Source organism: Azospirillum sp. BE72 (assembly GCF_031455875.1).
Lineage (GTDB): Bacteria > Pseudomonadota > Alphaproteobacteria > Azospirillales > Azospirillaceae > Azospirillum.
On record NZ_JAVDTO010000001.1, the window covers coordinates 1,001,583 to 1,025,519 of the forward strand.

Below are 23,937 nucleotides of genomic sequence, written 5' to 3' on the forward strand. Positions count from 1 at the left end.
GTAGGAGCCTTGCGACGTTAGACCCCCACCTTAATCCTCCCCCGCTCTCAGCGGACCTTCGGTCCGCCTGCCGCGTCAGCACAAAGCGGAGCTTTGTGCGAGAGCTGGGCGGGGGAGGAGACTGCCGCTGAACGCCGACAAAGGTCCAATCCCTCCCCCGCCCAGCGGGGGAGGATAGGTGGGGGTCTAAGCCTGCAAGGATCCCCCCTCAATGAAAGGTGAACATCTCCGGCGCTGCGCCGATGCGTGCGACCAGCCCGCCGCCGGGCGGGACCGGGCGCCATTGGTCGCGCTGGGAGTCGACCGGCTCCGACACCACGATCAGACCGTTGTCGCCGCGCCGCCAATAGAGGCTCGGCGGTTTGTCGTCCGACGCCCAGCGCACGGCCCACACCCGCTCGCCATCGGTCCAGGTCGCGGTGAAACGCAGGGGAGAGGTGATGTGCAGCGCCCGCATCTCGTCGCGGATGGCGTGCAGGACGCGTTGGAAGGCGCCGACCGAATCCCGCTCCAGCCCCTGGCCGAGGGCGGCGAGGAAGATCGCCTCGCTGTCGGTGGTGCCGGTGCGGGCGCCGTACAGCTCGTCCGGGATCATCGCCTCCACCTTGCGGCGCAGGCGGGGCCAGTCGCCGACCTGTCCATTGTGCATGAACAGGAAGCGCCCGGCCTTGAAGGGGTGGCAGTTGGCGCGGCTGACCGCCGTGCCGGTGGCGGCCCGGACATGGGCGAAGAACAGGTGGGAGCGGACATGGCTGCAGATCGACTGCAGGTTCTCGTCCGACCAGGCCGGGCGGATCTCGCAATAGCGGCCGGGCTCGGTCCGCTCGCTGTACCAGCCGACGCCGAAACCGTCACCGTTGGTCTCGGTCTTCGCCTCGGCGGCGTGCATAGACTGTTCGATCAGGGAATGACAGGGCGTGCAGACCAGCGTTTCCAGGAACACAGGCTCGCCGCAATAGGCAAGGAACCGACACATCGACCGACGCACCATGGCAGCCGCGACAGGAGCTGCGTCAATTTGACCCGATGCGGAGTGTGAAACAAGGGGGCGGAGTCACGGAACCGTCACGCCGCCCGCCGGGTGTTGCATTTCCGCCGGTTCCGCAAGGCAGCGCCCCGCTTTTGTCACCACACGACCCTGGGCAGGGCGGCGACGCGCAACGGGCCGACGAACAGGGCGCGGTCCTGCACGGTGACGGGGGCGGTGACCACCGGCTCGCCGTTCGGGCCGGTCGGGCGGGCCAGCATGGTCAGGACGGTGCGGGCGATGGCGGCCTCGTTCGGGCGCATCATCGGCTTCACCGCGTCCAGGATGGCGGGGGCGCCGCGGATCTCGGCGGTGAGCGCCGCCTGCGGCTGCAACTGCGCGTCCAGCGCCAGCGTGCCCGACAGCACCGCACCCAGCGGACCCCAGTCCAGCGCCAGCCGATCGACCTCCACCGTGCCGCCGTCGCGGCTCCAGGCCGACAGGCTGGCCGGTTCGGGGCGGGGCGGGGTGCCCATGACGCGCAGGGTCAGCTCCGTCCGCTTCACCTCGCGGCCCAGCGTGGGCAGCAAGCCGTCGGGCAGGGTCAGGCCATCGGCGGACAGGGTCAGCGTCAGGCCGGCGGCGGTGCGCTCGGCCGGCGGCTGGTCCGGCTGGGCGGCGGCGACATCCAATGCTGCGACCGGCATCGCCTGTCCGGCGACCTGCGCGGTCAGGCCGGTGAAGCGCAGGGCCAGCCGCTCCAGCGTGCCCGACATCCGCATGGTCAGGTCGCCGCTGCCGCCCTGCGGAGCCAGGATGTCGACCGGCGGCTGGCCGGGCTGCACCACCGACAGGCGCTGTTCGCCGGGAAAGGTCAGGGCGATCCGGGTGGGGTTCCAGGGAGCCGCCTCCGCCACCAGGCGCGTGCCCTGCCAATCGGCGCCGCGGGTGGCCAGATGCGGAGTCTCCAGTTCAGCCCGCAGGGCGAAGGGGAAACCGCCGACGGTCAAGCCGCCATGTTCCACCACCGCCCCGTTGTCGCGCTGTGCGGCGACCCAGTCCTCCAGTCCGCCACGCACGGCGCGGGCCGCCTGCCACCACCACAGGGTATAGACGACGGCCGGCAGCAACAGGACCATCAGCAGCAGGATCATGGCGATCCTGCGCCCGGTCAGCAGGCGGCGCGGCACGGAAGTGGTGGGGGTGGGTCGCATCGGTGGCATGTCCGTTCCATCTCCGTACCCTTATAGCGACCCCGGAAGGCGCATGCTAGGTTTGGGCATCGCCGATTCGCCTCTGGACATTCTTCACACCCGATGGCTCCCGATTCGCAGCTTCCGCGTCCCGCCTGGTCCGCCGACATCGCGGTCGAACCCGGCAGCGACCTTTGGGTGTTCGGCTATGGCTCCCTGATGTGGAATCCCGGCTTTCCCTTTGCCGAGCGGCATGCGGCGACGCTGCCGGGCTATCACCGCAGCTTCTGCGTCGCCTCCCACCGCTACCGCGGCACGCCGGAGCGGCCGGGGCTGGTGCTGGGGCTCGACCGTGGCGGCTCCTGCCGCGGCATCGTCTTCCGGGTGGCGGCGGAGGACGTGCCCGTGGCGCTCGACTATCTGTGGGAGCGGGAGATGGACAACCGCGTCTATCTGCCGAAGATGCTGCAGGTGCGCCTGCGCGGTGGCCGTTCGGCCGAGGGGCTGGAGACGGTGCGCGCCTGCTGCTTCGTCGTCGACCGCAGCCATCCCCAATATTGCAGGGGTATGGACGAGGCTGCGGTCGTTTGTCGCATCGCGGGCTGCCGCGGCCAGCGCGGACCGAACATCGATTACCTCGCGAACACAGTCCGACATTTGGACGAGCTGGGGATTCGCGATGAAAGGTTGTCAAAGTTGTATGATTTGGTGCGGCGTTATCCGGGTTGACCTATGACTGAACAACGTCCTGTCGACTCTTTATGGCAAATGTGATCATTTGCTCCAAACTTTATGTCGTCTTGTAATGTACCAACGAACTTTGTCCGCGGATTGCGTCTGAATTGTACGGTTTTGACTCTGACCGACCGAATCCATAGACTTCGAATTGTCTATCCGGGAGGTCGTTTGAATGCAAAACATCAGCATAAGAATAAAATTCCTCACCATATCGGCAGTCATGCTCTGCGCAATCATTGGTGTGGCTGCCATCCTTCTGTCTTCTCTTCATAGCACTCAAGAGGAGGCCAGCAAGGCGAAGGTCCGTTCGATCGTTGAGGTCGCCATTGGCGTCGTCAAAGATTTTGAGACTCGGGTGGCAAAGGGTGAGATGTCCGAGGATGCGGCGCGCACTGCGGCCCGCAATGCCATACGTGCGATGCGTTACGCCGGAAACGAATATCTGTTCGCCACAGATGTAAATGGACGAGTTGAAGTTCATGGTGGACAGCCGCAAATCGAGGGGCGGGATTTCTCCGGCTCCAGGGATCCGAATGGCGTCCCCTTTGCACAGCTTTTGGTCGAAGAGGGACGCAAGGGCGGCGGATATGTTTCCTATTCCTGGCCGAAGGTGGCGGGGGCCCAGCCCAGCCCGAAGATCGCCTACTCGGAGTTGACGCCGGGATGGAAGTGGATCGTCGCCACCGGTGTCTATGTCGATGACATCGAGGCCGATTTTCTCCGTCGTGCGGCGGAGGCCGGACTGCTCGGCGGCGTGCTGGGTGTCGGTGCGCTGCTGCTGTCGCTGTGGATCGCCCGGTCGATCACGCAGCCCTTGTCGCGGCTGACCGCGGCGATGCGCCGGCTGGCCAACGACGACCTGGATGTGGAGGTCACCGATGGCGGGCGGCGCGACGAGATCGGGCAAATCGCGGTGACGGTCGGCATCTTCAAGGAGCGCGGGCTGGAGAACCGCCGGCTGCGTACCGAACAGGAGGAGATGCGTGTGAAGGCGGAGGCGGAACGGGTCGCCTTGCTGTCCAGGCTGGCCGACGGTTTCGAACGGTCGATCGGCGAGGTGGTGCGGCAGGTGACGGCGTCGGCCGGAACCATGCGCCAGACCGCCCAGGCGTTGACGTCCAGCACCGCCACCGCGACGACCCGCAGCACAGCCGCCGCCCAGGCCGCGGAAGAGGCGGCGGTCAGCGTCAACACCGTCGCCGGCGCGACCGAGGAACTGTCCAGCTCCATCGGCGAGATCGGCCGGCAGGTCAGCGCCTCCAACGATGTGGCGAACCAAGCGGTCGCCGAGGCGACCAAGACCAACGAGGTGATGAACGGGTTGGTCCGTGCCGCCAACGAGGTGGGAGAGGTGGTGAACCTTATCAACTCCATCGCCGGGCAGACCAACCTGCTGGCGCTGAACGCCACCATCGAGGCCGCGCGTGCCGGCGAGCATGGCAAGGGCTTCGCCGTCGTGGCAAGCGAGGTGAAGGGGCTGGCCAACCAGACCGCCCGCGCCACCGAGGACATCCAAAGGAAGATCGCGGAAATCCAGCAGGCGACCAACGTGGCGGTGGTGGCGATCCGCGACATCGGCCATGTGATCGGCGAGATGACCAGCATCTCCAGCGCCATCGCCGCGGCGGTGGAACAGCAGGGGGCGGCGACGCGCGACATCTCCGCCAACGTCCATCAGGCGGCGCAAGGTGCGCAGGCGGTCTCCGCCAACGTCGCGGTGGCCAGCGAGGCGACGACCGACGCCGGCACCAAGGCCGACGAGATGCTGGGCGAATCCGGCCGGCTGACCGGCGTCGCCGACCGGCTGCGCGGCGAAGTCGACGGCTTCCTGGCAAGCATCCGCGCCGCGTAAGGCAGCGCTGGCGCAGCGGTCGTCCACGGCCCATCTTGAGGGGCATGACGACCCTGCGCATCCGGGCCCCAGTCCTTGGGACCCTGGCGGTGGCGGCGCTGGTCCTGGGCGTGGTCGCCCCGGCCGGTGCCGCACCGCTTCACCACGACATCGACCTGACGCTCGACCCTGCCGCCGGCCGGGTGGAGGTGGTGGACCGGCTGAGCCTGCCGGCCGGAGCGCAGTCGCTGCGCCTCGACTCCGCACTGGCCCTGCACGAGCTGCGGGTGGGCGACCGCGTTGTTCCCGCCGACCGGCACGGTGATCGGCTGCGGCTGGTGGTGCCGGAGGGAGGCGGACAGGTGACCATCCGCTATGGCGGGCGGCTACCGGGCTTCACCGGCGGGACCGGGGTGGCGTTGGACAGGGAGGGCGCCTTCCTGCCGGGGCAGGGCGGCTGGCTACCCGATCCTGGGGCCGATCCGGCCGCCGATGGGGGCGATCCGCCCAGCTGGCGGCTGTCGGTGCGGGTGCCGGCGCCCTATGTCGCCGTCGCCACCGGCCGGCTGGTGGAGGAGGGGCGCGACGCCGCCGGCTACCGTGCCGTGTTCGAGGAAACCCGCAGCGTGGAGGAGCCTTCCGTCTTCGCCGGCGCATGGACGGTGGAGGAACGGATGGCCGGGGCCTTGCGCCTGCGGCTCTACCGCCATCCGGAGCAGACCGGGCTGGCCGACGGCTATCTCGACCTGTCGGAGCAGGCGATTGCCGCCGGCGCCGCCCGCATCGGCGCCTATCCCTTCGACGGCTTCAGCATCGTGTCGGTTCCGCCGCCGGTGGGGTTGGGCTTTCCGGGCCTGACCGCCATCGGCCGTTCCGTCCTGCCGCTGCCCTTCATCCGCAGCCAGTCGCTGACCCACGAGATCATGCACAACTGGTGGGGCAACGGCGTGCGCGTGGGGAGCGGCGGCAACTGGGCGGAAGGGCTGACAACCTATATGGCCGATTACGCCGCAGCGCGCGACCGCGGCGCCGACGCGGCGCGGGCGATGCGGCTGGACTGGTTGCGCGACTATGCCGCCCTGCCGGCCGAGCGCGACCGTCCGCTGACGGAATTCCGCTCCAAGGTGCATGACGCCGCGCAGATCGTCGGCTACGGCAAGGCGGCGATGCTGTTCCACATGCTGGAGGAGGAGATCGGCCGCGATGCCTTCGACGCCGGCATCCGGCGCTTCTGGAGCGACCATGCCTTCCGCGATGCCGGCTGGCCCGACCTGCGCCGAGCCTTCGAGGCGGCGTCCGGCCGCGACCTGGGCCGGCTGTTCTCCCAATGGCTGGAGCGGCGGGGGGCGCCGCTGCTGACGCTGGCGGATGTGCGCGCCGATGGTGACGGCGTGCTGCTGACCCTGCGGCAGGAGGCCGATCGACCCTATGCCCTGACCGTGCCGGTGCGGCTGGAGACGGCGGCGGGAGTGGAGGACCGCAAGGTCCGCTTCGATGCGAGGGAGGCGACACTGCGCGTGCCGGCCGGTGCGGCGTTGCGGGCGGTGTCCGTCGATCCCGATTTCGATCTGTTCCGCCGTCTGGCTCCGGGCGAAGCTCCGCCGATCCTGCGCGACGTCACCCTGCGCCCCGCTGCCGAGCGGGTGATCGCCGCCGATGGCGACGCGGCCGAGGCCGCGCAGGCGCTGGCCGGCCGGCTGATGGACGGCGCCGGTCGGGAGAGCGGCGGCCGGGAGAGCGGCGGCTCGGGTGCACCCCTGCTGCTGGTGGGGACCGATGCGGCGGTGGCGCGGGAACTGGACCGTCGCGGGATAGCGCCTGTGCCGGCGGAACTGGCCGGACGGGGCAGCGCGCGGGTGTGGGTGTCGCGCGCGGCGGACGGGCGGACGGCGCTGGTGGTGTCGGGCGCCGATGCTGCCGCGCTGCAGGCGCTGGTCCGGCCGCTGCCGCATTACGGACGGCAGAGCTGGCTGGTGTTCGACGGGGCGAAGGCGGCCGACCGAGGGGTTTGGCCGGTCGGCGACAGTCCGCTGCGGCGGGTGGTGGGGCGGTGAGGGTGACGCTCAGGTGCCGGCTTCGAGTGCCCCCACCCCAACCCTTCCCCGTTGGGCGGGGGAGGGGGTAAGTGCTTGTTGGGAGAGGCAGCGGTAGTCCCTCCCCCGCACAGCGGGGGAGAATAGGTGGGGGTCTAACTCAGGCAAGTAAGAGGACTGACTCTACTTCCCCTCGCCCCAGACCAGTCCGTTGAACAGCGGTTCGATCACCGACTGCCCGACGTCGCGGGTGATGAAGACCAGCTTGGTGCGATGGTCGTCGCTGGGCCAGTCCTCCAGGCGGACGGGCGGGTGGAACATGTGCTGGACGCCGTGGACGACCACGGGCAGCTCGCTTTCCTGAACGTTCAGCAGACCCTTCACCCGCAGCAGATTCTCGCCGGCCTGGGCGATCAGCGCCTCCATGAAGTCGACGAAGCCGTTCCACGGGATCGGCCGGTCGATCACCATGCAGAAGGCGCGGATATGATCGTCATGGCGGTTGGCGTCGTGGTGATGGTGGTCATGGCCGCAGTCGGGACCGCAATGGTCGCCATGCTCGTGGCCGCCATGGTCATGCTCGCCGTGATCATGATGGTGGTGATCATGGTCGTGGTCATGGTGCTCATGCCCGTGCGCCTTGGCCTGTTCGTCGCGATAGGCCTCCTCGCGCAGCCAGCGGGCGACATCGGGGCTCTTGGTCTCGGGATTGTAGAGCCCGGCGTCGAACAGCCGCTTCGGGTCGATCTCGCCATGGGCGGCGGGAAGGACCGGGGCGGCCGGGTTGATGGCGGCGAGGCGCTGCATCAGGGCGGCCGTCGCCGCAGGGGTGGCGACGTCGGTCTTGGTCAGGACGATGCGGTCGGCGACGGCGGCCTGCTTGACGCTTTCCGGCTGGCGGTCGAGCTGGAGAGAGCCGTGCGCCGCGTCCACCGTGGCGATCACCCCGTCCAGGCGGAAACGGGCGGCCAGCAGCGGGTCCGACATCAGGGTGTGGATGATGGGTGCGGGATCGGCCAGCCCGGTCGTCTCCACCACCACCCGGTCGAAATCTGGGATCTCGCCCTTCACCCGCTTCAGGAACAGGTCGCGCAGCGTGTCGACCAGATCGCCGCGGATGGTGCAGCACAGGCAGCCGCTGTCCATCAGCACCATGTTCTCCGACGCCTTGGCGACCAACAGATGGTCCAGCCCGACCTCTCCGAACTCGTTGATGACGATGGCGGTGCGCGCCATGGCCGGGTTGCGCAGCAGCGCCTGCAGCAGGGTGGTCTTGCCGCTGCCGAGGAAGCCGGTCAGCACCGAGACGGGAAGGCGGGCGGGAGAGGCGGCGGGAGCGCTCAACGGGTGTTCTCCTGACAGGATTTGCACAGGCCGCGCACCTCGACGGTGGGACGCTGGACACGGAAGCCGCGCTCGGCCGCCGCGGCGACGATGGCCGAGCCGACGCCTGGGTCGTCGATCTCGGCCGCATCGCCGCAGCCATCGCACACCAGGAACTGCCCGGAATGGGCGGCCCCCGGTGCTGCGCAGCCGACATAGGCGTTCAGCGATTCGATGCGGTGGACCAATCCCTGCTCGACCAGGAATTCCAGCGCGCGGTAGACGGTGAGCGGCGCCGCGGCCTTGCCGTCCTGCTGGCTGAGGTCTTCGAGGATCGCATAGGCGCCGCGCGGCCGGTGGCTGGACCACACCAGTTCCAGCACGCGGCGGCGCAGCGCGGTCAGCCGCGCGCCCCGTTCGGCGCACAGGGCGTCGGCACGGGTCAGCGCATCGGCGATGCAGTGGGTATGGTCGTGAAGTGCGGACATGGGTGTTACTTTATAACATTGCGACCCGCGACGCAACGCGCATGGAAAAGGCGGCCCCGGGGCTGGGGCCGCCTTGCTGAGTGGCGGTTGTTCTTTTTGGGGCCGGGCTCTTTGCAAGCCTGGACATGCAGCGACCGCGGCGGAGCGGCCGGCGTCCTTATCGCTTCTGACCCGGAAGGCTGGGCGGGACAGGGCGGCCGCACCGGGCCGCTGAAGGCAGACTAGCAACCGGGCGTGACCGTTTGCGGGCGCGCCGATGACCGTTCGGTGAAGATGGCGACGAAATACAGCGGTCAGGACGCCGGCTCGACCCGCCGCTTGCGCCCTTCGAACAGCGCGAGCGCACGGTCGCGGGCGGCGCCATGGTCAAGGATCGGCCGCGGGTAGTCGTCGCCCAGCCGGATGCCGGCCTGCCGCAGCAGCTCGGTCGGGGCGGCCCAGGGCTGGTGAATCCAGCGCGGCGGCAGCCGGTCCAGTTCGGGCACGTAACGCCGGACGTAATCGCCTTGCGGATCGAACTTCTCGCCCTGCAGGACCGGATTGAAGACGCGGAAGAAGGGGGCGGCATCGGCGCCACATCCCGCCACCCATTGCCAATTGCCGGCATTCTGGGCGAGGTCGGCATCGACCAACGTGTCCCAGAACCAGCGCTCCCCCTCCTGCCAGGGCAGCAGCAGGTCCTTGATCAGAAAGGACGCCACGATCATCCGCACCCGGTTGTGCATCCAGCCGGTCTCCCACAATTGGCGCATGCCGGCATCGACGATGGGATAGCCGGTGCGCCCGCGCTGCCACGCCCGCAGGCCCGCCGCATCCTCGCGCCAGGGGAAATCGGCGAAGCGAGGATCGAGCGGGCGGTCGGGCAACTCCGGCGCATGGTGCAGCAGATGATACTGGAACTCGCGCCAGCCGACCTCGCGCAGGAAGGAGTCGATTCCGGGCGCCAACTCCGGCCGGGCGTCGGCGGCATGGCGGGCGGCGTGCCAGACCTGCCGCGGTCCGATCTCCCCGAAAGCCAGATAGGGGGACAGGGCGGAGGTGCCGTCACGGTCCGGCCGGTCGCGTTCGGTGGCATAGGCGCCGACCGGCCCGTCGAGGAAATCGGCCAGATCGGACAGCGCCGCCGTCTCCCCCGGCACCCAACGCTTGCGCAAGCCCGCGGCCCAATCGGGCTTGGAGGGCAGCAGACCCCAGCTGTCGAGCGCATCGCCGGCCGGCGCCCTGTCCGGCGCCTTCAGGGCGGCGGGCGCGCGGGTGGGCAGCGGCGGGTTCAGCGTGGCCGACAGGTGGCGCCAGAAGGGGGTGAAGACCTTGAAGGGACCGCCGCTCTTGTTGCGCACGGTCCAGGGTTCGGCCAGCAGGCCGGCATTGAAGCTGCGGGCATCGACGCCGCGCGCCTTCAGCCGCTCCTTGATCTCGGCGTCGCGTGCGGTCTGGGCGGGGGTGTAGCGGCGGTTCCACAGCACGCACTCCGCCCCCGTCTCGGCGATCAGCGCATCGAGCACGGCCCCCGGCTCGCCCCGGCGCAGCAGCAGCGGCGAGCCATGGCGGGCGCAGCAGGTGGCGAGCCGTTCCAGGCTGCCGTGCAGCCACCAGCGCTGCGCCCCACCGAGCGTCCAGGGGTCGCCGGTGTCCTCCTCCAGGATATAGAGCGGGATGACCGGCGCGCCGCGTTCGGCCGAGGCCTGGGCGGCGGCGGTCAGCGCCGGGTTGTCGGCCAGACGAAGGTCGTTGCGGAACCAGACGATTATAGGGGTGGCGATGGGGGCGGACATACGCTGCGCTCGGTTGATCGTCTCCGGACCAACCGATATAGGCCGCGCTCACGCTTCGGCCAGAGCGTCAGCGCGCGCGGTCCGGCGACAAACGGGCGCAGGGGAAGCGATAGACCCGGCCACGCACTGTCATCAGCACCTCGAACCGGCGGGCCAGCAGACCGTCGAAGGCGGAATCCAGCACGTTCAGCCCGCCGGTGAAGCTGCCGAAGGCGGGCAGGATCAGCTTGGCGCCGTCATGGGCAAAGCAGCGTTCGCGCACCCGCCGTCCGGCCAGCGCCAGCGCCGCCGCCGGGTGCAGGTGCCCGGACAGTTCACCCACCGCACCGGGCTGCGCCTCGTGCCGGAAGGTCAGCGGGCCGAGCGATAGCTCCGCCACCGCTCTGCCGCCGAGGCCCTGTGGCGGTTCGGGATCGTGGTTGCCGGTGATCCACACCCAGTCGGCGGCGGCGGCGGTCAGGCCGCGCAGCCGCTCCACGTCGGCCGGGTTCATCCGCTCCGCCGCGCGGCGGTCGTGGAAACTGTCGCCCAGGCACAGCACGCGCGCCGGCCGCGCTATCGCGATCAGCTCGGCCAGCCGGTCCAGCGTCGCCCGCGTGTCGTAGGGCGGCAGCATCCGGCCGCGCGCAGCGAAGGCGGACCCTTTTTCCAGATGCAGGTCAGCGACGGCGAGCGTGCTCTCGGCAGGCCACAGCAGCGCGCCCGAGGGATCGGCCAGCAGGTCGGCACCGCAGAGGGTCAGGGCGACGCGGCTGTCATCGCCCTGACAGGCAGAACCGTGAGCTTGGGAGGAAGCTGACAACATTCGTTCACCGGCAATCATCGGAAATGGCCAATATCCATTAATTTTTTGTGGGCATGATGTTTGCAGCCGGACGGGCCGCCGTCGTGGAGGCATGGCGGATGACAACCATACCCGGAGGATACCCATGGCCACAGTGACGTTCACCGGCCTGAACATGCCCAAGGACATGACCGTCTACGCGGTCGCCGGCGATACCGGCACTCTGCTGGCGCTGGCGAAGAAGCACGACATCCCAATCCCGTTCCAGTGCCAGGACGGGGAGTGCGGGTCCTGCCTCGTCAAGATAACCTATCTGGACGGAAAGACTCCGATGGCCATCGATCTGACCGAAAAGGAGAAAGTTACCCTTTCCGTCAACGGCAAGCTGAACAGGGACCTGTTGGAGGCGGCCGAGAACGCTCATCGCCCGCCGCCCTACCGTTTGGCCTGCCAGTTCATCGTCCGTGACGAGACGATTCTTGTCGAGTTCAGCGGCGAGCCGGGAGTGGAACCGGAGCTGCGCAAGTAACCTGCGATCGGCATGGGGCGGTGTCACAACGACAACCGCCCCTGCTGCGGGCGCCCCATTTCCGATTTCGCAGGCCGTGGCGGAGCCAGTTCCGGCATCGCCTCCGCCAGCAGTTCGGCCTCGGCGGCGGCGAGCAGTTCGTCGGTGGCGCTGCCGTCCACCCGCTCGCGCCCGATCTCCAGGATCACCGGCACCGCCAGGGGAGAGATGCGGTCGAGGTCCTTGTGGGTGATCCGCCCGCGCACCCGCGCGAGGAAATCGGACAGGCGGCGGATGTCGGTCAGCCCGCCGGCCGCATCGGCCCGCGTCGCCCGCAGCAGCACATGGCCGGGGTCGTGCTTGCGCAGCACGTCATAGATCAGGTCGGAGGAGAAGGTGACCTGCCGCCCGGTCTTCTCCTGCCCCGGATGACGGCGGTCGATCACCCCGGCGATCAGCGCCACATTGCGGAAGGTCCGCCGCAGCATCGACGATTCATCCATCCAGGCTTCCAGATCGTCGCCCAGCATGTCCTGGTCGAACAGCGTGTCCATATCCGCGGGCGACCGCAGCGACCACACCGCCAGCACATAGTCGGTGGCGACGAAGCCCAGCGGCCCCAACCCGAATCGCTCCATCCGCCTTGTCAGCAGCATGCCCAGCGTCTGATGCGCGTTCCGCCCCTCGAAGGCATAGGCGACGAGGAAGCGCTTGCCGGCCTTGGGAAAGGTCTCCACCAGCAGCCCGTCGCGGTTGGGCAGGACCGAGCGGTAGCGCTGCAGCCGCAGCCATTCCTGCACATCCTCCGGCAGCCCGTCCCACCGGCGCGGATCGGCCAGCATGGCGCGCACGCGCTCGGCCAGATGGGTGGTCAACGGCAGCCGCCCGCCGGCATAGGCGGGCACCTTCGGATCGCCGCCGCCGCCCTTGGCGACCTGCGCCTCCATCTCGCGCACGCCGAGGAATTTCAAAAGCTGACCCGCGAACAGGAAGGTGTCGCCGGGGGTCAGGCCCTGGATGAAATACTCCTCCACCTCGCCCAGCACCGGACCGCGGTTCAGGCGGACACGCAGCAGCGCCTCCTGCGTGATGGTGCCGACATTCATGCGGTACTGGCGCGCCACCGCCGGGCCGGCCACCGCCATCCGGCCATCTTCGCGCAGCGTCAGGCGCTGGAACCGCTCATAGGCGCCGAGCGCATAGCCGCCGGTGGCGACGAAATCCAGCACGTCGTCGAATTCGTCGCGGGTCATCGTCGCATAGGGGGCGGCGGAGACCACCTCCTCATACAGCTCGTCCGCCAGGAAGGGGGCGGCGCAGGCCATGCCGAGCAGGTGTTGGGCCAGCACATCCAGCCCGCCCGGCCGAGGCGCCTCGCCGTCCAGCGTGTGGTCGTGCACCGCCTCCAGCGCGGCGCGGCATTCCAGCACCTCGAACCGGTTGGCGGGGACCAGCAGGGCGCGGCTCGGCTCGTCCAGCCGGTGGTTGGCGCGGCCGATGCGCTGGACCAGCCGGCTCGACCCCTTGGGCGCGCCGATCTGCACCACCAGATCCACCGCCGCCCAGTCGATGCCGAGATCGAGCGAGGAGGTGGCGACCACTGCGCGCAGCTCGCCGCGCGCCATGGCGCCTTCGACCTTGCGGCGCTGCTCCACCGCCAGCGAGCCATGGTGGAGCGCGATCGGCAGATTGTCGTCATTGACCCGCCACAGCGCCTGGAACACCAGCTCCGCCTGGGCGCGGGTGTTGACGAACAGCAGGGTGGTGCGCTGGCGGCGGACGCGCTCGTAAATCTCCTTCATGGCGTGCATTGCCATGTGACCGGCCCAGGGCACCCGTTCCTGCGAGGTCAGGATCTCCACCTCCGCCTGGGCGCCGCTGCGGCCAAGCACGAGGCGCACGTCGTCGGAGTCGCTTCCGTCATGCCGGCCGCGGCGCGAGAGCCAAGCGAGCAGCCGCTCCGGCTCCGCCACCGTGGCCGACAGCCCGACGCGCCGGGCGACGGGGGCTAGGCGCGACAGCCGGGCCAGACCCAGGGCCAGCAAATCGCCGCGCTTGGTGCCGGCCAGCGCATGCAGTTCGTCGATGATGACGCAGCGGAGGTTGCGGAACAGCCGGTCGGCGTCGGTGTAGGACAGCAGCAGCGCCAGGCTTTCCGGCGTCGTCATCAGCATGTGCGGCGGATGGGTGCGCTGGCGCTTGCGCTTGGCCTCCGGGGTGTCGCCGGTGCGGGTTTCCGCCCGGATCGGCAGCCGCATTTCGGCGATGGGCTGTTCCAGATTGCGCTGGATGTCGACCGCCAGCGCCTTCAGCGGCGAGATGTAGAGGGTGTGCAGACCGTCGCGCGGCCGTTCGGCCAGTTCGATCAGCGAGGGGAGGAAGCCGGCCAGCGTCTTGCCGCCACCGGTGGGCGCGATCAGCAGCGCGCTTTCACCCCGTTCCGCCGCCTCCACCATGGCGACCTGATGCGGGTGCGGCGCCCAGCCGCGCGACCGGAACCAGGCTGCGACGTTGGGTGGGATCAGGGCAGGGGAGGGTGCATCCATGGCGGCCGGACTGTACCGGATCGCCTGGAACGGAGGAAGAACGATGTGAGAGGTGATCTCCTTCTCCCCCCCTGGGGAGAAGGTAGGGATGAGGGGGTTCGGCGCAGCCGAAGTGATTCACGCTATGTGACGCCTGCCCCCCACCCTAACCCTCCCCCGCCGGGCGGGGGAGGGGATAATCGTCACACCGTCGCCGCCTTCTTCACGCCGAAGCAATGCTCCGGCCCTGGGAAGGCGCGGGTCCGCACTTCGGCGGCATAGGTCGCGGCGGCCTCGCTCACCGTCTCGCCCAGATTGGCGTAGCGCTTGACGAATTTCGGCTGGAAGGCGCCGAACAGGCCCAGCATGTCGTCGGTGACCAGCACCTGCCCGTCGCAGGCCGGCGAGCCGCCGATGCCGATGGTGGGTATGGCCACCTCTTCGGTGATGCGGCGGGCGAGTTGCTCCATCGTGCCCTCGATCACAAGGGTGAAGGCGCCGGCCTCGGCGATCGCGCGGGCGTCGGCGGCGATCCGCTCCGCCGCCTCGGCATCGCGGCCGACCGCCTTGTAGCCGCCGAGCGTGTTGACCGACTGCGGCGTCAGTCCGACATGACCCATCACCGGGATGCCGCGGGCGGTCAGGAAGGCCACCGTCTCCGCCATCTCCAGCCCGCCTTCCAGCTTGACCGCCTGCGCACCGGTTTCCGCCATCACGCGGGCCGAGGCGCGGAAGGCGGCCTCCTTGCTTTCCTGATAGCTGCCGAAGGGCAGGTCGACCACGACGCAGGCACGTTCGGAGGCGCGGACCACGGCGGCGCCATGGGCGATCATCATGTCCAGCGTCACCGGCAGCGTGCTGTCCAGCCCATAGACCACCATGCCCAGCGAATCGCCGACCAGCAGCAGGTCGACATGCGGATCGAGCAGCCGGGCCACGGGAGCAGTGTAGGCGGTCAGGCAGACGATGGGCTCGCCCCCCTTGCGGGCGCGCAGCGCCGGGACCGACTGGCGGGCGGTGAGGTTGGACGCACTCATGATCGGGCCTTTCCGGTACTGGCTGCGGCGTAATGGCTCGCTGAGCATTCAATACGCTTGCCCGGCGCACAGTCGGGCCACGCAGAATGGCGCAGATACACCAAAACCGCCCACGCGAAGATCGCGGGACGGTCGGGTGCAAGACACAAGGGGTCTTGGGCGCGCATCACACGCGCCCATCGCAGTCGCTAAGAGCGAGCGACGATTAGTAGCCCTCGCGTTCCATCCGCTTGCGGAGCAGCTTGCGGGTGCGACGCACCGCTTCAGCCTTCTCACGCGCGCGCTTCTCCGAGGGCTTCTCGTAGTTACGGCGCAGCTTCATTTCACGGAAAATGCCCTCGCGCTGCATCTTCTTCTTCAGCGCGCGGAGGGCCTGATCGACGTTGTTATCTCGGACCAGAACTTGCACGTTTACCGTCACCCTTCAAGTGTGCCGTGTTGCGCAAAGGCAACAAATAGGTATGCGCGGCAGGCGCACCCCTTGTGTGAGCGCAGTGTGTAGCACGCCCCATCGCCTTTGTGAAGGGGAGTCTTCGGCCTACAAGCATGAGCCCGGCCGGAACCACCGAAACCGGAACCACAGGAAACGGTTGCTCCGGCGGCATCCACACTCCAGATATAGCGGCATGCCAGTGCTTCCAATCGCCCGGATGGGCAATCCCGTACTCCGCAAGATCGCGGAACCCATCGCCGACCCGACGGATCCTGCCGTCGTCCGGCTGGCGGCCGATATGATCGCCACCATGCTGGATGCCCCCGGAGTCGGATTGGCCGCGCCGCAGATATCGGAGTCGCGCCGGATCATCGTGTTCCGAGTCCCCGCCGACCGCGGTGAGGGCGAGGAGGTGGCGAACACCGTCCTGGTCAATCCGGTGATCGAGCCGCTGTCCGACGACAAGGTTTTGGGCTGGGAGGGGTGCCTGTCGATACCGGGTCTGCGCGGTCTGGTGCCGCGCTATGGGCACATCCGCTATCGCGGTTACGGCCTGGACGGCGCCCGCATCGAACGCGAGGCGTCCGGTTTCCATGCCCGTGTGGTCCAGCACGAGGTCGACCACCTGGATGGCGTGCTCTATCTTGATCGCATGGACGATCTGCGGCTCCTCGTCTGCACCGAGGAGATGCATCATATCAACGCCGCGCTTGCTGCGGTTAAGGATGTCACCGCCGCGCCGGGCGCGGCCACGGACGCGCCGCCCCGAGCTTGAAGGCGGGCGCAGGGAGAGTTGGCTATGAGCATCGACACGCTTCGCGACGATATCCTGGTGGCGAGCCTGCCCAATGTGGTGTTCGACGGCTGGAGCCTGCAGGCCCTGCGCGACGGCACCCATATGGCCGGCCACGAGCCGTCCGCGCTGCTGCGGGCCTTCCCCGGCGGCGTGACCGACGCGGTGGAGCATTTCGCCGACTGGACCGACCGCCAGATGCTCGACCGGCTGGAGGCCCAGCCGCTGGCCGAGATGAAGGTGCGCGAGCGCATCTCTCTCGCCGTCCGCACCTATTTCGAGGTGCTGGAGCCCTACCGCGAGGCCAAGCGCCGGCAACTCTCCTATCTGGCCATGCCGCAGAATGTGGCACTCGGCCTGCGGCTGCTCTACCGCACGGTGGACGCCATGTGGTTCGCCGCCGGCGACACCTCCACCGACTACAACCACTATACCAAGCGGGCGCTGCTGTCGGCGGTGGTCAGTTCCTCCACCTTCTACTGGCTGGACGACCAGTCGGAAGGGCATGTGGAGACCCGCGCCTTCATCGACCGCCGGCTGGCCGACGTGATGGCGGTGGGCAAGGCGACCTCGTCGGTCGGCAAGATCGGCTCGATGCTGAACTTCCTCCCCAACCCCCTGCGCTTTGCCCGCCAGATGCGCCAGCGCACCACCGGCGCCCAGGCCAGCAACGCGACGGTGCATATGGCGGAGAATATTTGAGGGAGGATGCGTCAGTCCCCCTCTCCCCCCTGGGGAGAGGGGATTACGGGGGGAGAGGGCGTATTACTTCCGCTTCACCTTCGCCGCCTTCTTCGCGGCGGCCCGCAACGCCGCCTCGAACCCCGACCGTGCCCAGGGCAGCAGTTCGTCGCGGTCGTCCAGGGCCGAGTCCGGCGGCGGGTAGTAGGACAGGGTGGTCGGTTTGTCCGGCATTGGCCGGAAGGGCTCCAGGCCCAACTCCGCAAACGCAGAGCGGTTCACGTCGTCCGCCTTGAAATACAGCGTCTCGTCCGCGACCAGCGCGAAGGTCAGCCCGTCGATGGACAGGCCATAGCCGCCGAACATGCGGCGCGCCCGCACGTCACCCAGCGGCGCCATCATCTCGCAGAGCGTGGCGACATATTCGCTGGGCGGCCGGGCGGGCATTTGCGGGAGGCGGTTACTTCTTGCGGAAGGCGTCCAGCGCCACGACCTCGCCACGCTTCGGCTCTTCGGCCGGAGCGGCTTCCTCCGCCTTTTCCTCGGCGCGCTCGGCGGCGGGGCGGGGCGGGATGGAGGAGACCTCCGCCGATTCGGCGGCGGCCAGCGGCTGGAATTGCAGCGCGAAATTCACCGACGGGTCGGCGAAAGTGGTGATGGCGGCGAAGGGGATCACCAGCCGCTCGTGCACGTTGTTGAAGCTCAGCGTCACTTCGAAATGATCGTCCGTGACGTCCAGACCGTAGTACTGGAACTGCAGGACGATGGTCATCTCGTTGGGATACTGGGATGCCAGATAGTCCGGAATATCGACGCCGGGAAAACCGGTGCGGAAGGTCAGGTAGAAATGGTGATTGCCCGGCAAGCCGCGCTCGGCAACCTCGGTCAGCGCGTCGCGGACAACGCCGCGCAACGCGGTCTCGACCATGCGGTCATAGCGGAGCTGCTCTTTCGGCATGCTTGGGCGGATCCCTGATAACGCATCGGTCTGGCGTCCCGCCGGCGGAAAGGCCGGTTGCGGACGCTGGGAAGAAGAAGTGTGGGCCTTCTGTTGCTAGGCGGCCCACGGCCCCACCCTTAGGCGCTAACCCTCGGGGATTAGGTTTAGGCTACCAGCCGCCGTTAGGCAGCGAGGCGAGCCTGAGCAACGTTGTCGTTGGCAACTATTGCAACGGCCCGATAACGGCGGAACCATGCCGAGCGAAAACCATGCCTTTACCACGCGTGTCGATCCTATTTCGCCCCCAACGACCCCGGTCAACGAGTCCGGTGTATGGTTGGTGGAGGCGCCGGGTACCGCCCCCGGGTCCACAACGCTTATTCCACAAGGCGTTTATCGCCATAGTCGGCGAACCGACGACGCGAATATAGGCACTCCCGTCCGGCAAGGGAAGGGGGTGTGTGTGCATGATCGCCGAATGCGTTGCGGTGACGCGGGCGGATCCGTTCGTTCACCGTTCCCGACAGCCACGCGGTCTGGTAAGACAGCCGGCACCGTAACCCCGGAGTCACCATGCCGATCACGCCCGAGCAGCGCGACGAAATCGATCGCCTGCGCGCCGTCACCGCCACCACCCGCCGCGCCACCGTCCCGGCCCTGGAGGACATCCTCTATCAGCCGCTGGAGGTGCTGGACCACGGCTTCGTCCGCGTCATCGACTATATGGGCGACGATGCGGCGGTCGTGCAGGCGGCGCGCGTGTCCTATGGCAAGGGCACCAAGAAGGTCAGCGAGGATTCCGGCCTCATCAAGTATCTGATGCGCCACCGCCACTCGACCCCGTTCGAGATGTGCGAGATCAAGTTCCATGTGAAGCTGCCGATTTTCGTCGCCCGCCAGTGGATCCGCCACCGCACCGCGAACGTGAACGAATATTCGGCGCGCTACTCCATCCTCGACCGCGAGTTCTACGTGCCGGCGCCGGAACAGCTGGGCGCCCAGGCCGTGGTGAACCGCCAGGGCCGCGGCGACGTGCTGGAGGGCGAGGAGGCGGCCGACGTCATGCGGCTGCTGCGCGAGGACTCGGAACGCGCCTACAGCCACTATGAAGAGATGCTGAACCAGCGCGAGGACGGCACCGTCATCGACCCGTCCCGCCAGGGTCTGGCGCGCGAGCTGGCGCGGATGAACCTGTCGCTGAACTACTACACGCAATGGTACTGGAAGGTTGATCTCCACAACCTTCTGCACTTCCTGTCGCTGCGCGCGGACAGCCACGCCCAGTACGAGATCCGCGTCTATGCCGAGGCGATGCTGGACGTGGTGAAGCGCTGGGTTCCGGCGGTCTACGAATCCTTCACCGAATACCGCATGGGCGGCGCCCACCTGTCGCGCACCGGGCTGGACGTGGTGAAGCGCCTGCTGGCGGGCGAGCCGGTGACGCAGGAGGCCAGCGGCCTGTCCAAGCGCGAATGGCGCGAGCTGATGGACCAGCTCGGCCGCAGCGACTCGTAAGAACGGACGAAAGACGATGACGCCGGATCAGGCCGAAAGCATCTACCGCCAAGGCCTGATTGCCGCGCAGGCCGGACGCTGGGCCGAGGCGCAGGAGTTGATCGCCCAGGCCATCACCGCCCGCCCGGGTGTCGCCGTCTGGTGGGCCACCTACGGGCTGGTGCTGGAAAGCCAGGGAGACCTGCCGGCTGCGGTGCAGGCGTTCGCCGGGGCGCTGAACCTCGACGGCGATCTCGCCATGGCAATGGATGGCCTGCTGGCGGCGGCGGAAAAGCTGGCCGTCGCCGGCCACGTCGCACTGGCGGAGGGGTGCTACTGCCGGGCACTGGCGCTTACCCCTGCTACGCCAGCCGCTCTGGTCAAAGCCGGCGCCCTGCTGTGGTCACAGGGAGTTGACCCGGCGGGGCTGCTTCGCCGCGCCGCGCTGCTTCGGCCGGCTGTCTCTGATTGAGCTGTCGCCGGGAGCTGGTTTCAGCCGCGGTCGTCGTAATCGTCGTCCCGGTCGTCCTCTTCCGCTTCCGCTGCGAGGCGGCGCTGGTTCGCCAGCATGTCGAGCGCGCCCTGCAGGATGTAGGCGGCGGCCATCTTGTCGACCACCTCGTCGCGGCGCTTGCGGGTCATGTCGGCCTCGCCGATCATGAAGCGCTCGACGGCGGAGGTCGACAGCCGCTCGTCCCAGAAGGCGATCTCCGCCTCCCAGCCCAGCAGGTCGGGGCGTTCCAGCAGATTCTTGGCGAAGGCGCGCACCGATTCGGCCCGCGGCCCTTCGGTCCCGTCCATGTTAAGCGGCAGCCCGACCACCAGACCGCCGATGCCGTAGTCGCGGATGGTCTTGCCAAGCTCGCGGGCGTCCTGGGTGAATTTGGTCCGCTTCAGCGTGCCGATCGGGGATGCGACGATCAGTCCCGGATCGGCAACCGCCAGCCCGACGGTCTTGGTGCCGACGTCAAGGCCAAGCAAACGTTGGTTTTTGCCCAGGCGGGCAGCGAGTTCGGAGAGGGTGTGGATCATCACCCGACCATAGGGCCGCAGCCTTGTCACCGCAAGATCGCTTGAGTTGTTGTTCAAGATACTTATTCTTCTAATCATGAGCTGCGCATCGACCCCGCCCATCCTGTCGCACCGGCCGCTTGCCGATGGCGACATCCCGACCATCTGTGGATTCCCCCGCAGTGCGGAAGAACTGTATTTCCTGTTCCCGCGTGCGGTCTGGCCGCTGACCCCGGATCAGGTCCGGGCCACGCTCGGCACCCGCCGCGACCCGACCGTCGTGACCCTGTCCGAAAACGGGCGGGAGCAGGTCGTTGGGTATGCCAACTACGCCACTTTCGAGGACGGCCGAACCGCCAGCATCGGCAATGTCAGCGTCGACCCGACCCTGCGCCGCCGTGGCATCGCCGAATATCTGGTGCGGACGATGATCGGCCGCGCGTTCGACCACCACCACCTGCCCGAACTGACCCTTTACTGCTTCAACACCAACACGCCGGCCCTGCTGCTTTATGCCAAGCTCGGCCTGACGCCGATAGCGCTGGAGACGCGGGTGACGCCCTGGGGCGACCCGATCGCACTGTTCAAGTTGCGCATGGACCATGCCAGCTGGCAGTCGGCATCGCGCATCGCCGCCTGAGCATCCACTTGTTTGATGATTCGGCTTTGGTGATTCGGCCGCTGGCGGCCCGGCCCGTGCGGCGTATAGTCGGTCCCCAGTGGACGCGGCTGCCCCTCGACGCGCAGCCCTGACGCATCGACGGAGCGGACGGATGAGCAGGACAGGAACGGGTGCGAACCGGCGTGCGGTGCTGGCCGGGCTGGCTACCGGCGGTGCCGGCCTTTTCGCGGCCGGTGGGGCGAAGGCGATCACGGCCCAGCCGCGCTCCGACTATGGCGCCATGCTCGATGCTGCCTGCGGCGCCAGTGCCGACCACAAGCGCCAGATCGTGGAAGTGGAACGCGCGCTTGGGGTCACGCTGCCCGATGCGCGGGTGCTGCAGGTGCTCCAGCAGACCACCTGCCGGTCCTGCGGATGCCCGCTGGCCCTGGCCGCCGGCCCTGTCGCGGGCAATCCCGACGCCTTCTGAGCGGGTCACGGGCCGCAAACGTTGCGGTGGACGTGCGCGGGTGATAGCTTCGCGGCCGATTTCCAATGTTTTGGAAGAGAGTAGAGGCATGTCGCTCGACAAGGCCACGGTGGCCAAGATCGCGCATCTGGCCCGCATCAAGGTGCCGGACGAGGAACTGGAATCCCTGGCTGGGGAACTGAGCCAGATTCTGACCTTCGTGGAACAGCTCAACGAGGTCGACACGAAGGACGTGCCGCCGATGACCAGCGTGGCCGCGCAAAAGCTGCGCCGCCGCAAGGACGAGGTCACCGACGGCGGTTACGCCGCGCAGGTCCTGTCGAACGGTCCGGAAACGGCCGAAGGCTTCTATGTCGTGCCCAAGGTGGTCGAGTGATGACGGCGCTCACGCATCTGACGATGGCGGAGGCCCTCGACGGCCTCGCCAAGAAGGACTTCACCGCGGTCGAGCTGACCGAGGCGCATGTGCGCGCGGTCGAGGCCGTGCGCCCCTTCAACATCTTCATCACCGAGACCCCCGACGCCGCCCTGTCGATGGCCAAGGCCAGCGACGAGCGCCGCGCGAAGGGCTCGGCCGGGCCGATGGACGGCCTGCCCATCGCGGTGAAGGACCTGTTCTGCACCAAGGGCGTGTCGACCACCGCCGGCAGCCACATCCTGGACGGCTTCAAGCCGGAGTATGAATCCACGGTGACCTCCCAGCTGTGGCGCGACGGCGCCGTCATGCTGGGCAAGGTGAACCTGGACGAGTTCGCCATGGGTTCGGCCACCATCACCGCCCATCAGGGCGAGACGGTCAGCCCGTGGAGCCCCGGTGCGCCCGGCGCCTGGGAAAAGAAGATCGTTGCCGGCGGTTCGTCGGGCGGTTCCGCCGCGGTGATCGCCGCGCGCGCCGCGCTGGGCGCCACCGGCACGGACACCGGCGGCTCGATCCGCCAGCCGGCCGGCTATACCGGCACCGTCGGCATCAAGCCGACCTATGGCCGCTGCTCGCGCTGGGGCATCGTCGCCTACGCCTCCTCGCTGGATCAGGCCGGGCCGATGACCCGCACGGTCGAGGATGCGGCGATCATGCTGCGCTCCATGTGCGGCTTCGATCCGAAGGACTCCACCTCGGTCGACATGCCGGTGCCGGATTTCCGCGCCGCGCTGACGGGTGACATCCGCGGCCTGCGCGTCGGCATTCCGAAGGAATACCGGGTCGAGGGCCTGTCGCCGGAGATCGCCGCGCTGTGGGACCAGGGCATCGCCTGGCTGAAGGAGGCCGGCGCCGAGCCGGTCGAGGTCAGCCTGCCGCACACCAAATACGCGCTGGCCGCCTACTACATCATCGCCCCGGCCGAGGCGTCGTCCAACCTCGCGCGCTATGACGGCGTGCGCTACGGCCTGCGGGTCGAGGGCGGCAACCTCAAGGAGATGTACGAGAACACCCGCGGCGCCGGCTTCGGCAAGGAAGTGCAGCGCCGCATCCTGATCGGCACCTATGTGCTGTCGGCCGGCTATTACGACGCCTACTACAACAAGGCCCGTCAGGTGCGCACGCGCATCAAGTGGGACTTCGACGAGGCGTTCAAGAGCTGCGACGTCATCCTGACGCCGACTGCTCCCAGCACGCCCTTCGCCATCGGCGAGAAGATGGACGATCCGGTGCAGATGTACCTGAACGACGTCTTTACCGTTCCGATCAATCTCGCCGGCCTGCCGGCCATGTCGGTCCCCGCCGGTCTCGGCGCCGACGGCCTGCCGCTCGGCCTCCAGCTGATCGGCCGCCCCTTCGACGAGGAGACGCTGCTGCGTGTCGGCCATGTCGTCGAGAAGGCCGCCAACTTCACCGCGGTTCCGCCCTTCATGGCGTGACGCGGGCGACGTGACAGCGAAAGGGCCGGCTCGCAGGAGCCGGCCGTTTTCGTTTGTGATTGAGCTTTGGCAGGAACAAATGAGTTCGCAATGGGACGATGATCCCCTCTCCCGCGAGAGCGGGGGAGGGTTAGGGAGGGGGCTTCGTAAGCCGACGCCTACCCATCAAGCCCCGCCGATCCCCTGCACATAGCTCTCGCCGGTCTTCGGATCGATGTTCTCGCCCGTGCCCGGCGTGCCCGGCGGTGCTTCGTCCTTGTCGCTCATCGGCTCGACCGCCGGCTTCACCGGGATCGGCTTGGCGGCGGGACGGTCGCTGCCGGCCCGATCGTTCTGCGGCATATCGGACGTCTTCTCTTCGGCCATGGCGGCAGTCTCCCTCTGGTGGACGCTTCACCCCCACCAACAGCCCATGCGCCGCTTCGTCACCCCCGC

Annotated in this window: 25 protein-coding genes and 1 other RNA gene; 12 read left to right on the forward strand and 14 right to left on the reverse strand. The window is 68.3% G+C overall.

The genetic code is table 11. The features are described from left to right. Positions 1-208: 208 nt before the first annotated feature. Both J2Y49_RS04875 and J2Y49_RS04880 read right to left on the reverse strand, forming a co-directional pair. Positions 209-976 (reverse strand): class II glutamine amidotransferase, encoded by a 768-nt coding sequence (locus J2Y49_RS04875; protein ID WP_310112848.1) that lies wholly within the window; start codon positions 974-976, stop codon positions 209-211. A 149-nt stretch (positions 977-1,125) separates the two neighbouring features. Then, on the reverse strand, positions 1,126-2,181 hold the full coding sequence (locus tag J2Y49_RS04880) for a DUF2125 domain-containing protein (protein WP_310112850.1): 1,056 nt from the start codon (positions 2,179-2,181) through the stop codon (positions 1,126-1,128). Positions 2,182-2,283: 102 nt separating this feature from the next. Between J2Y49_RS04880 and J2Y49_RS04885 the strand changes: the two genes are divergently transcribed. From J2Y49_RS04885 to J2Y49_RS04895, 3 genes are all read left to right on the forward strand, one after another. After that, the gene (locus J2Y49_RS04885; RefSeq protein WP_310112851.1) at positions 2,284-2,889 is read left to right on the forward strand and encodes a gamma-glutamylcyclotransferase; all 606 of its coding nucleotides are present in this window, start codon (positions 2,284-2,286) and stop codon (positions 2,887-2,889) included. 229 nt (positions 2,890-3,118) lie between these two features. Then, positions 3,119-4,750 (forward strand): cache domain-containing protein, encoded by a 1,632-nt coding sequence (locus J2Y49_RS04890; protein WP_310113301.1) that lies wholly within the window; start codon positions 3,119-3,121, stop codon positions 4,748-4,750. 44 nt (positions 4,751-4,794) lie between these two features. Then, positions 4,795-6,783: a M1 family aminopeptidase gene (locus J2Y49_RS04895; RefSeq protein ID WP_310112852.1), complete on the forward strand. Its 1,989-nt coding sequence runs from the start codon at positions 4,795-4,797 to the stop codon at positions 6,781-6,783. Positions 6,784-6,945: 162 nt separating this feature from the next. On the opposite strand, the gene J2Y49_RS04900 is transcribed toward J2Y49_RS04895, so the two are convergent. From J2Y49_RS04900 to pdeM, 4 genes are all read right to left on the reverse strand, one after another. Beyond that, entirely contained in the window at positions 6,946-8,133 is a 1,188-nt protein-coding gene (locus tag J2Y49_RS04900) for a CobW family GTP-binding protein (RefSeq protein WP_409017783.1), read from the reverse strand. Further along, positions 8,103-8,573, reverse strand: a complete 471-nt coding sequence (locus J2Y49_RS04905) for a Fur family transcriptional regulator (protein WP_310112856.1) — start codon at positions 8,571-8,573, stop codon at positions 8,103-8,105. The genes J2Y49_RS04900 and J2Y49_RS04905 overlap by 31 nt, the downstream gene beginning before the upstream one ends. A 293-nt stretch (positions 8,574-8,866) precedes the next feature. Next, positions 8,867-10,348, reverse strand: coding sequence for a deoxyribodipyrimidine photo-lyase (locus tag J2Y49_RS04910; protein WP_310112858.1), 1,482 nt, complete (start codon positions 10,346-10,348; stop codon positions 8,867-8,869). Between the two features lie 67 nt (positions 10,349-10,415). Next, entirely contained in the window at positions 10,416-11,153 is a 738-nt protein-coding gene (pdeM, locus tag J2Y49_RS04915; protein WP_310112859.1) for a ligase-associated DNA damage response endonuclease PdeM, read from the reverse strand. 124 nt (positions 11,154-11,277) lie between these two features. Between pdeM and J2Y49_RS04920 the strand changes: the two genes are divergently transcribed. Beyond that, complete coding sequence (locus tag J2Y49_RS04920) at positions 11,278-11,661, forward strand: 2Fe-2S iron-sulfur cluster-binding protein (RefSeq protein WP_014248147.1); 384 nt, start codon at positions 11,278-11,280, stop codon at positions 11,659-11,661. Positions 11,662-11,684: 23 nt separating this feature from the next. Here J2Y49_RS04920 and J2Y49_RS04925 read toward each other — a convergent pair whose 3' ends face one another. The 3 genes from J2Y49_RS04925 to rpsU all read right to left on the reverse strand — a co-directional run bounded on the left by J2Y49_RS04925 (position 11,685) and on the right by rpsU (position 15,611). Further along, entirely contained in the window at positions 11,685-14,186 is a 2,502-nt protein-coding gene (locus J2Y49_RS04925) for a ligase-associated DNA damage response DEXH box helicase (RefSeq protein WP_310112862.1), read from the reverse strand. Between the two features lie 182 nt (positions 14,187-14,368). Next, positions 14,369-15,202 (reverse strand): 3-methyl-2-oxobutanoate hydroxymethyltransferase, encoded by an 834-nt coding sequence (gene panB / locus J2Y49_RS04930; protein WP_310112864.1) that lies wholly within the window; start codon positions 15,200-15,202, stop codon positions 14,369-14,371. A gap of 205 nt (positions 15,203-15,407) precedes the next feature. Further along, positions 15,408-15,611, reverse strand: coding sequence for a 30S ribosomal protein S21 (gene rpsU / locus J2Y49_RS04935; protein WP_012974546.1), 204 nt, complete (start codon positions 15,609-15,611; stop codon positions 15,408-15,410). 217 nt (positions 15,612-15,828) lie between these two features. Between rpsU and def the strand changes: the two genes are divergently transcribed. Beyond that, on the forward strand, positions 15,829-16,410 hold the full coding sequence (gene def / locus J2Y49_RS04940; protein WP_310112887.1) for a peptide deformylase: 582 nt from the start codon (positions 15,829-15,831) through the stop codon (positions 16,408-16,410). A gap of 24 nt (positions 16,411-16,434) precedes the next feature. Next, complete coding sequence (locus J2Y49_RS04945; protein WP_310112889.1) at positions 16,435-17,130, forward strand: COQ9 family protein; 696 nt, start codon at positions 16,435-16,437, stop codon at positions 17,128-17,130. Between the two features lie 63 nt (positions 17,131-17,193). On the opposite strand, the gene J2Y49_RS04950 is transcribed toward J2Y49_RS04945, so the two are convergent. The 3 genes from J2Y49_RS04950 to ssrA form a co-directional block, all read right to left on the reverse strand. After that, complete coding sequence (locus J2Y49_RS04950; RefSeq protein ID WP_310112891.1) at positions 17,194-17,556, reverse strand: TfoX/Sxy family protein; 363 nt, start codon at positions 17,554-17,556, stop codon at positions 17,194-17,196. A 13-nt stretch (positions 17,557-17,569) separates the two neighbouring features. After that, positions 17,570-18,067, reverse strand: coding sequence for a ClpXP protease specificity-enhancing factor SspB (locus tag J2Y49_RS04955; RefSeq protein ID WP_310112893.1), 498 nt, complete (start codon positions 18,065-18,067; stop codon positions 17,570-17,572). A gap of 78 nt (positions 18,068-18,145) precedes the next feature. Continuing rightward, positions 18,146-18,506, reverse strand: a transfer-messenger RNA (tmRNA) gene (ssrA, locus tag J2Y49_RS04960). 116 nt (positions 18,507-18,622) lie between these two features. Here ssrA and thyX point away from each other — a divergent pair. Continuing rightward, positions 18,623-19,564 (forward strand): FAD-dependent thymidylate synthase, encoded by a 942-nt coding sequence (gene thyX / locus J2Y49_RS04965; RefSeq protein ID WP_310112895.1) that lies wholly within the window; start codon positions 18,623-18,625, stop codon positions 19,562-19,564. A 16-nt stretch (positions 19,565-19,580) separates the two neighbouring features. After that, entirely contained in the window at positions 19,581-20,015 is a 435-nt protein-coding gene (locus J2Y49_RS04970; RefSeq protein ID WP_310112897.1) for a tetratricopeptide repeat protein, read from the forward strand. Between the two features lie 20 nt (positions 20,016-20,035). Here J2Y49_RS04970 and ruvX read toward each other — a convergent pair whose 3' ends face one another. Beyond that, positions 20,036-20,578: a Holliday junction resolvase RuvX gene (gene ruvX / locus J2Y49_RS04975; protein ID WP_409017798.1), complete on the reverse strand. Its 543-nt coding sequence runs from the start codon at positions 20,576-20,578 to the stop codon at positions 20,036-20,038. Between the two features lie 73 nt (positions 20,579-20,651). Between ruvX and J2Y49_RS04980 the strand changes: the two genes are divergently transcribed. The 4 genes from J2Y49_RS04980 to gatA all read left to right on the forward strand — a co-directional run bounded on the left by J2Y49_RS04980 (position 20,652) and on the right by gatA (position 23,502). Beyond that, positions 20,652-21,194, forward strand: coding sequence for a GNAT family N-acetyltransferase (locus J2Y49_RS04980; RefSeq protein ID WP_310112898.1), 543 nt, complete (start codon positions 20,652-20,654; stop codon positions 21,192-21,194). 133 nt (positions 21,195-21,327) lie between these two features. Further along, entirely contained in the window at positions 21,328-21,645 is a 318-nt protein-coding gene (locus J2Y49_RS04985; protein ID WP_310112899.1) for a hypothetical protein, read from the forward strand. An 88-nt stretch (positions 21,646-21,733) separates the two neighbouring features. Next, a complete protein-coding gene (gene gatC / locus J2Y49_RS04990) occupies positions 21,734-22,021 on the forward strand; it encodes an Asp-tRNA(Asn)/Glu-tRNA(Gln) amidotransferase subunit GatC (protein ID WP_014248134.1) in 288 nt (95 codons plus the stop codon). Then, positions 22,021-23,502: an Asp-tRNA(Asn)/Glu-tRNA(Gln) amidotransferase subunit GatA gene (gatA, locus tag J2Y49_RS04995; protein WP_310112900.1), complete on the forward strand. Its 1,482-nt coding sequence runs from the start codon at positions 22,021-22,023 to the stop codon at positions 23,500-23,502. The genes gatC and gatA overlap by 1 nt, the downstream gene beginning before the upstream one ends. A 165-nt stretch (positions 23,503-23,667) precedes the next feature. On the opposite strand, the gene J2Y49_RS05000 is transcribed toward gatA, so the two are convergent. After that, positions 23,668-23,868, reverse strand: coding sequence for a hypothetical protein (locus J2Y49_RS05000; RefSeq protein ID WP_310112901.1), 201 nt, complete (start codon positions 23,866-23,868; stop codon positions 23,668-23,670). Positions 23,869-23,937: the final 69 nt, after the last annotated feature.

What these genes read in the sequence shown, in the direction of transcription:
- J2Y49_RS04875 (WP_310112848.1), bottom strand. Translation starts at nt 976, where the DNA reads ATGTGTCGGTTCCTTGCCTATTGCGGCGAGCCTGTGTTCCTGGAAACG.
- J2Y49_RS04880 (WP_310112850.1), bottom strand. Translation starts at nt 2,181, where the DNA reads ATGCGACCCACCCCCACCACTTCCGTGCCGCGCCGCCTGCTGACCGGG.
- J2Y49_RS04885 (WP_310112851.1), top strand. Translation starts at nt 2,284, where the DNA reads ATGGCTCCCGATTCGCAGCTTCCGCGTCCCGCCTGGTCCGCCGACATC.
- J2Y49_RS04890 (WP_310113301.1), top strand. Translation starts at nt 3,119, where the DNA reads ATGCTCTGCGCAATCATTGGTGTGGCTGCCATCCTTCTGTCTTCTCTT.
- J2Y49_RS04895 (WP_310112852.1), top strand. Translation starts at nt 4,795, where the DNA reads ATGACGACCCTGCGCATCCGGGCCCCAGTCCTTGGGACCCTGGCGGTG.
- J2Y49_RS04905 (WP_310112856.1), bottom strand. Translation starts at nt 8,573, where the DNA reads ATGTCCGCACTTCACGACCATACCCACTGCATCGCCGATGCGCTGACC.
- J2Y49_RS04910 (WP_310112858.1), bottom strand. Translation starts at nt 10,348, where the DNA reads ATGTCCGCCCCCATCGCCACCCCTATAATCGTCTGGTTCCGCAACGAC.
- pdeM (WP_310112859.1), bottom strand. Translation starts at nt 11,153, where the DNA reads ATGTTGTCAGCTTCCTCCCAAGCTCACGGTTCTGCCTGTCAGGGCGAT.
- J2Y49_RS04920 (WP_014248147.1), top strand. Translation starts at nt 11,278, where the DNA reads ATGGCCACAGTGACGTTCACCGGCCTGAACATGCCCAAGGACATGACC.
- J2Y49_RS04925 (WP_310112862.1), bottom strand. Translation starts at nt 14,186, where the DNA reads ATGGATGCACCCTCCCCTGCCCTGATCCCACCCAACGTCGCAGCCTGG.
- panB (WP_310112864.1), bottom strand. Translation starts at nt 15,202, where the DNA reads ATGAGTGCGTCCAACCTCACCGCCCGCCAGTCGGTCCCGGCGCTGCGC.
- def (WP_310112887.1), top strand. Translation starts at nt 15,829, where the DNA reads ATGCCAGTGCTTCCAATCGCCCGGATGGGCAATCCCGTACTCCGCAAG.
- J2Y49_RS04945 (WP_310112889.1), top strand. Translation starts at nt 16,435, where the DNA reads ATGAGCATCGACACGCTTCGCGACGATATCCTGGTGGCGAGCCTGCCC.
- J2Y49_RS04950 (WP_310112891.1), bottom strand. Translation starts at nt 17,556, where the DNA reads ATGCCCGCCCGGCCGCCCAGCGAATATGTCGCCACGCTCTGCGAGATG.
- J2Y49_RS04955 (WP_310112893.1), bottom strand. Translation starts at nt 18,067, where the DNA reads ATGCCGAAAGAGCAGCTCCGCTATGACCGCATGGTCGAGACCGCGTTG.
- thyX (WP_310112895.1), top strand. Translation starts at nt 18,623, where the DNA reads ATGCCGATCACGCCCGAGCAGCGCGACGAAATCGATCGCCTGCGCGCC.
- J2Y49_RS04970 (WP_310112897.1), top strand. Translation starts at nt 19,581, where the DNA reads ATGACGCCGGATCAGGCCGAAAGCATCTACCGCCAAGGCCTGATTGCC.
- J2Y49_RS04980 (WP_310112898.1), top strand. Translation starts at nt 20,652, where the DNA reads ATGAGCTGCGCATCGACCCCGCCCATCCTGTCGCACCGGCCGCTTGCC.
- J2Y49_RS04985 (WP_310112899.1), top strand. Translation starts at nt 21,328, where the DNA reads ATGAGCAGGACAGGAACGGGTGCGAACCGGCGTGCGGTGCTGGCCGGG.
- gatC (WP_014248134.1), top strand. Translation starts at nt 21,734, where the DNA reads ATGTCGCTCGACAAGGCCACGGTGGCCAAGATCGCGCATCTGGCCCGC.
- gatA (WP_310112900.1), top strand. Translation starts at nt 22,021, where the DNA reads ATGACGGCGCTCACGCATCTGACGATGGCGGAGGCCCTCGACGGCCTC.
- J2Y49_RS05000 (WP_310112901.1), bottom strand. Translation starts at nt 23,868, where the DNA reads ATGGCCGAAGAGAAGACGTCCGATATGCCGCAGAACGATCGGGCCGGC.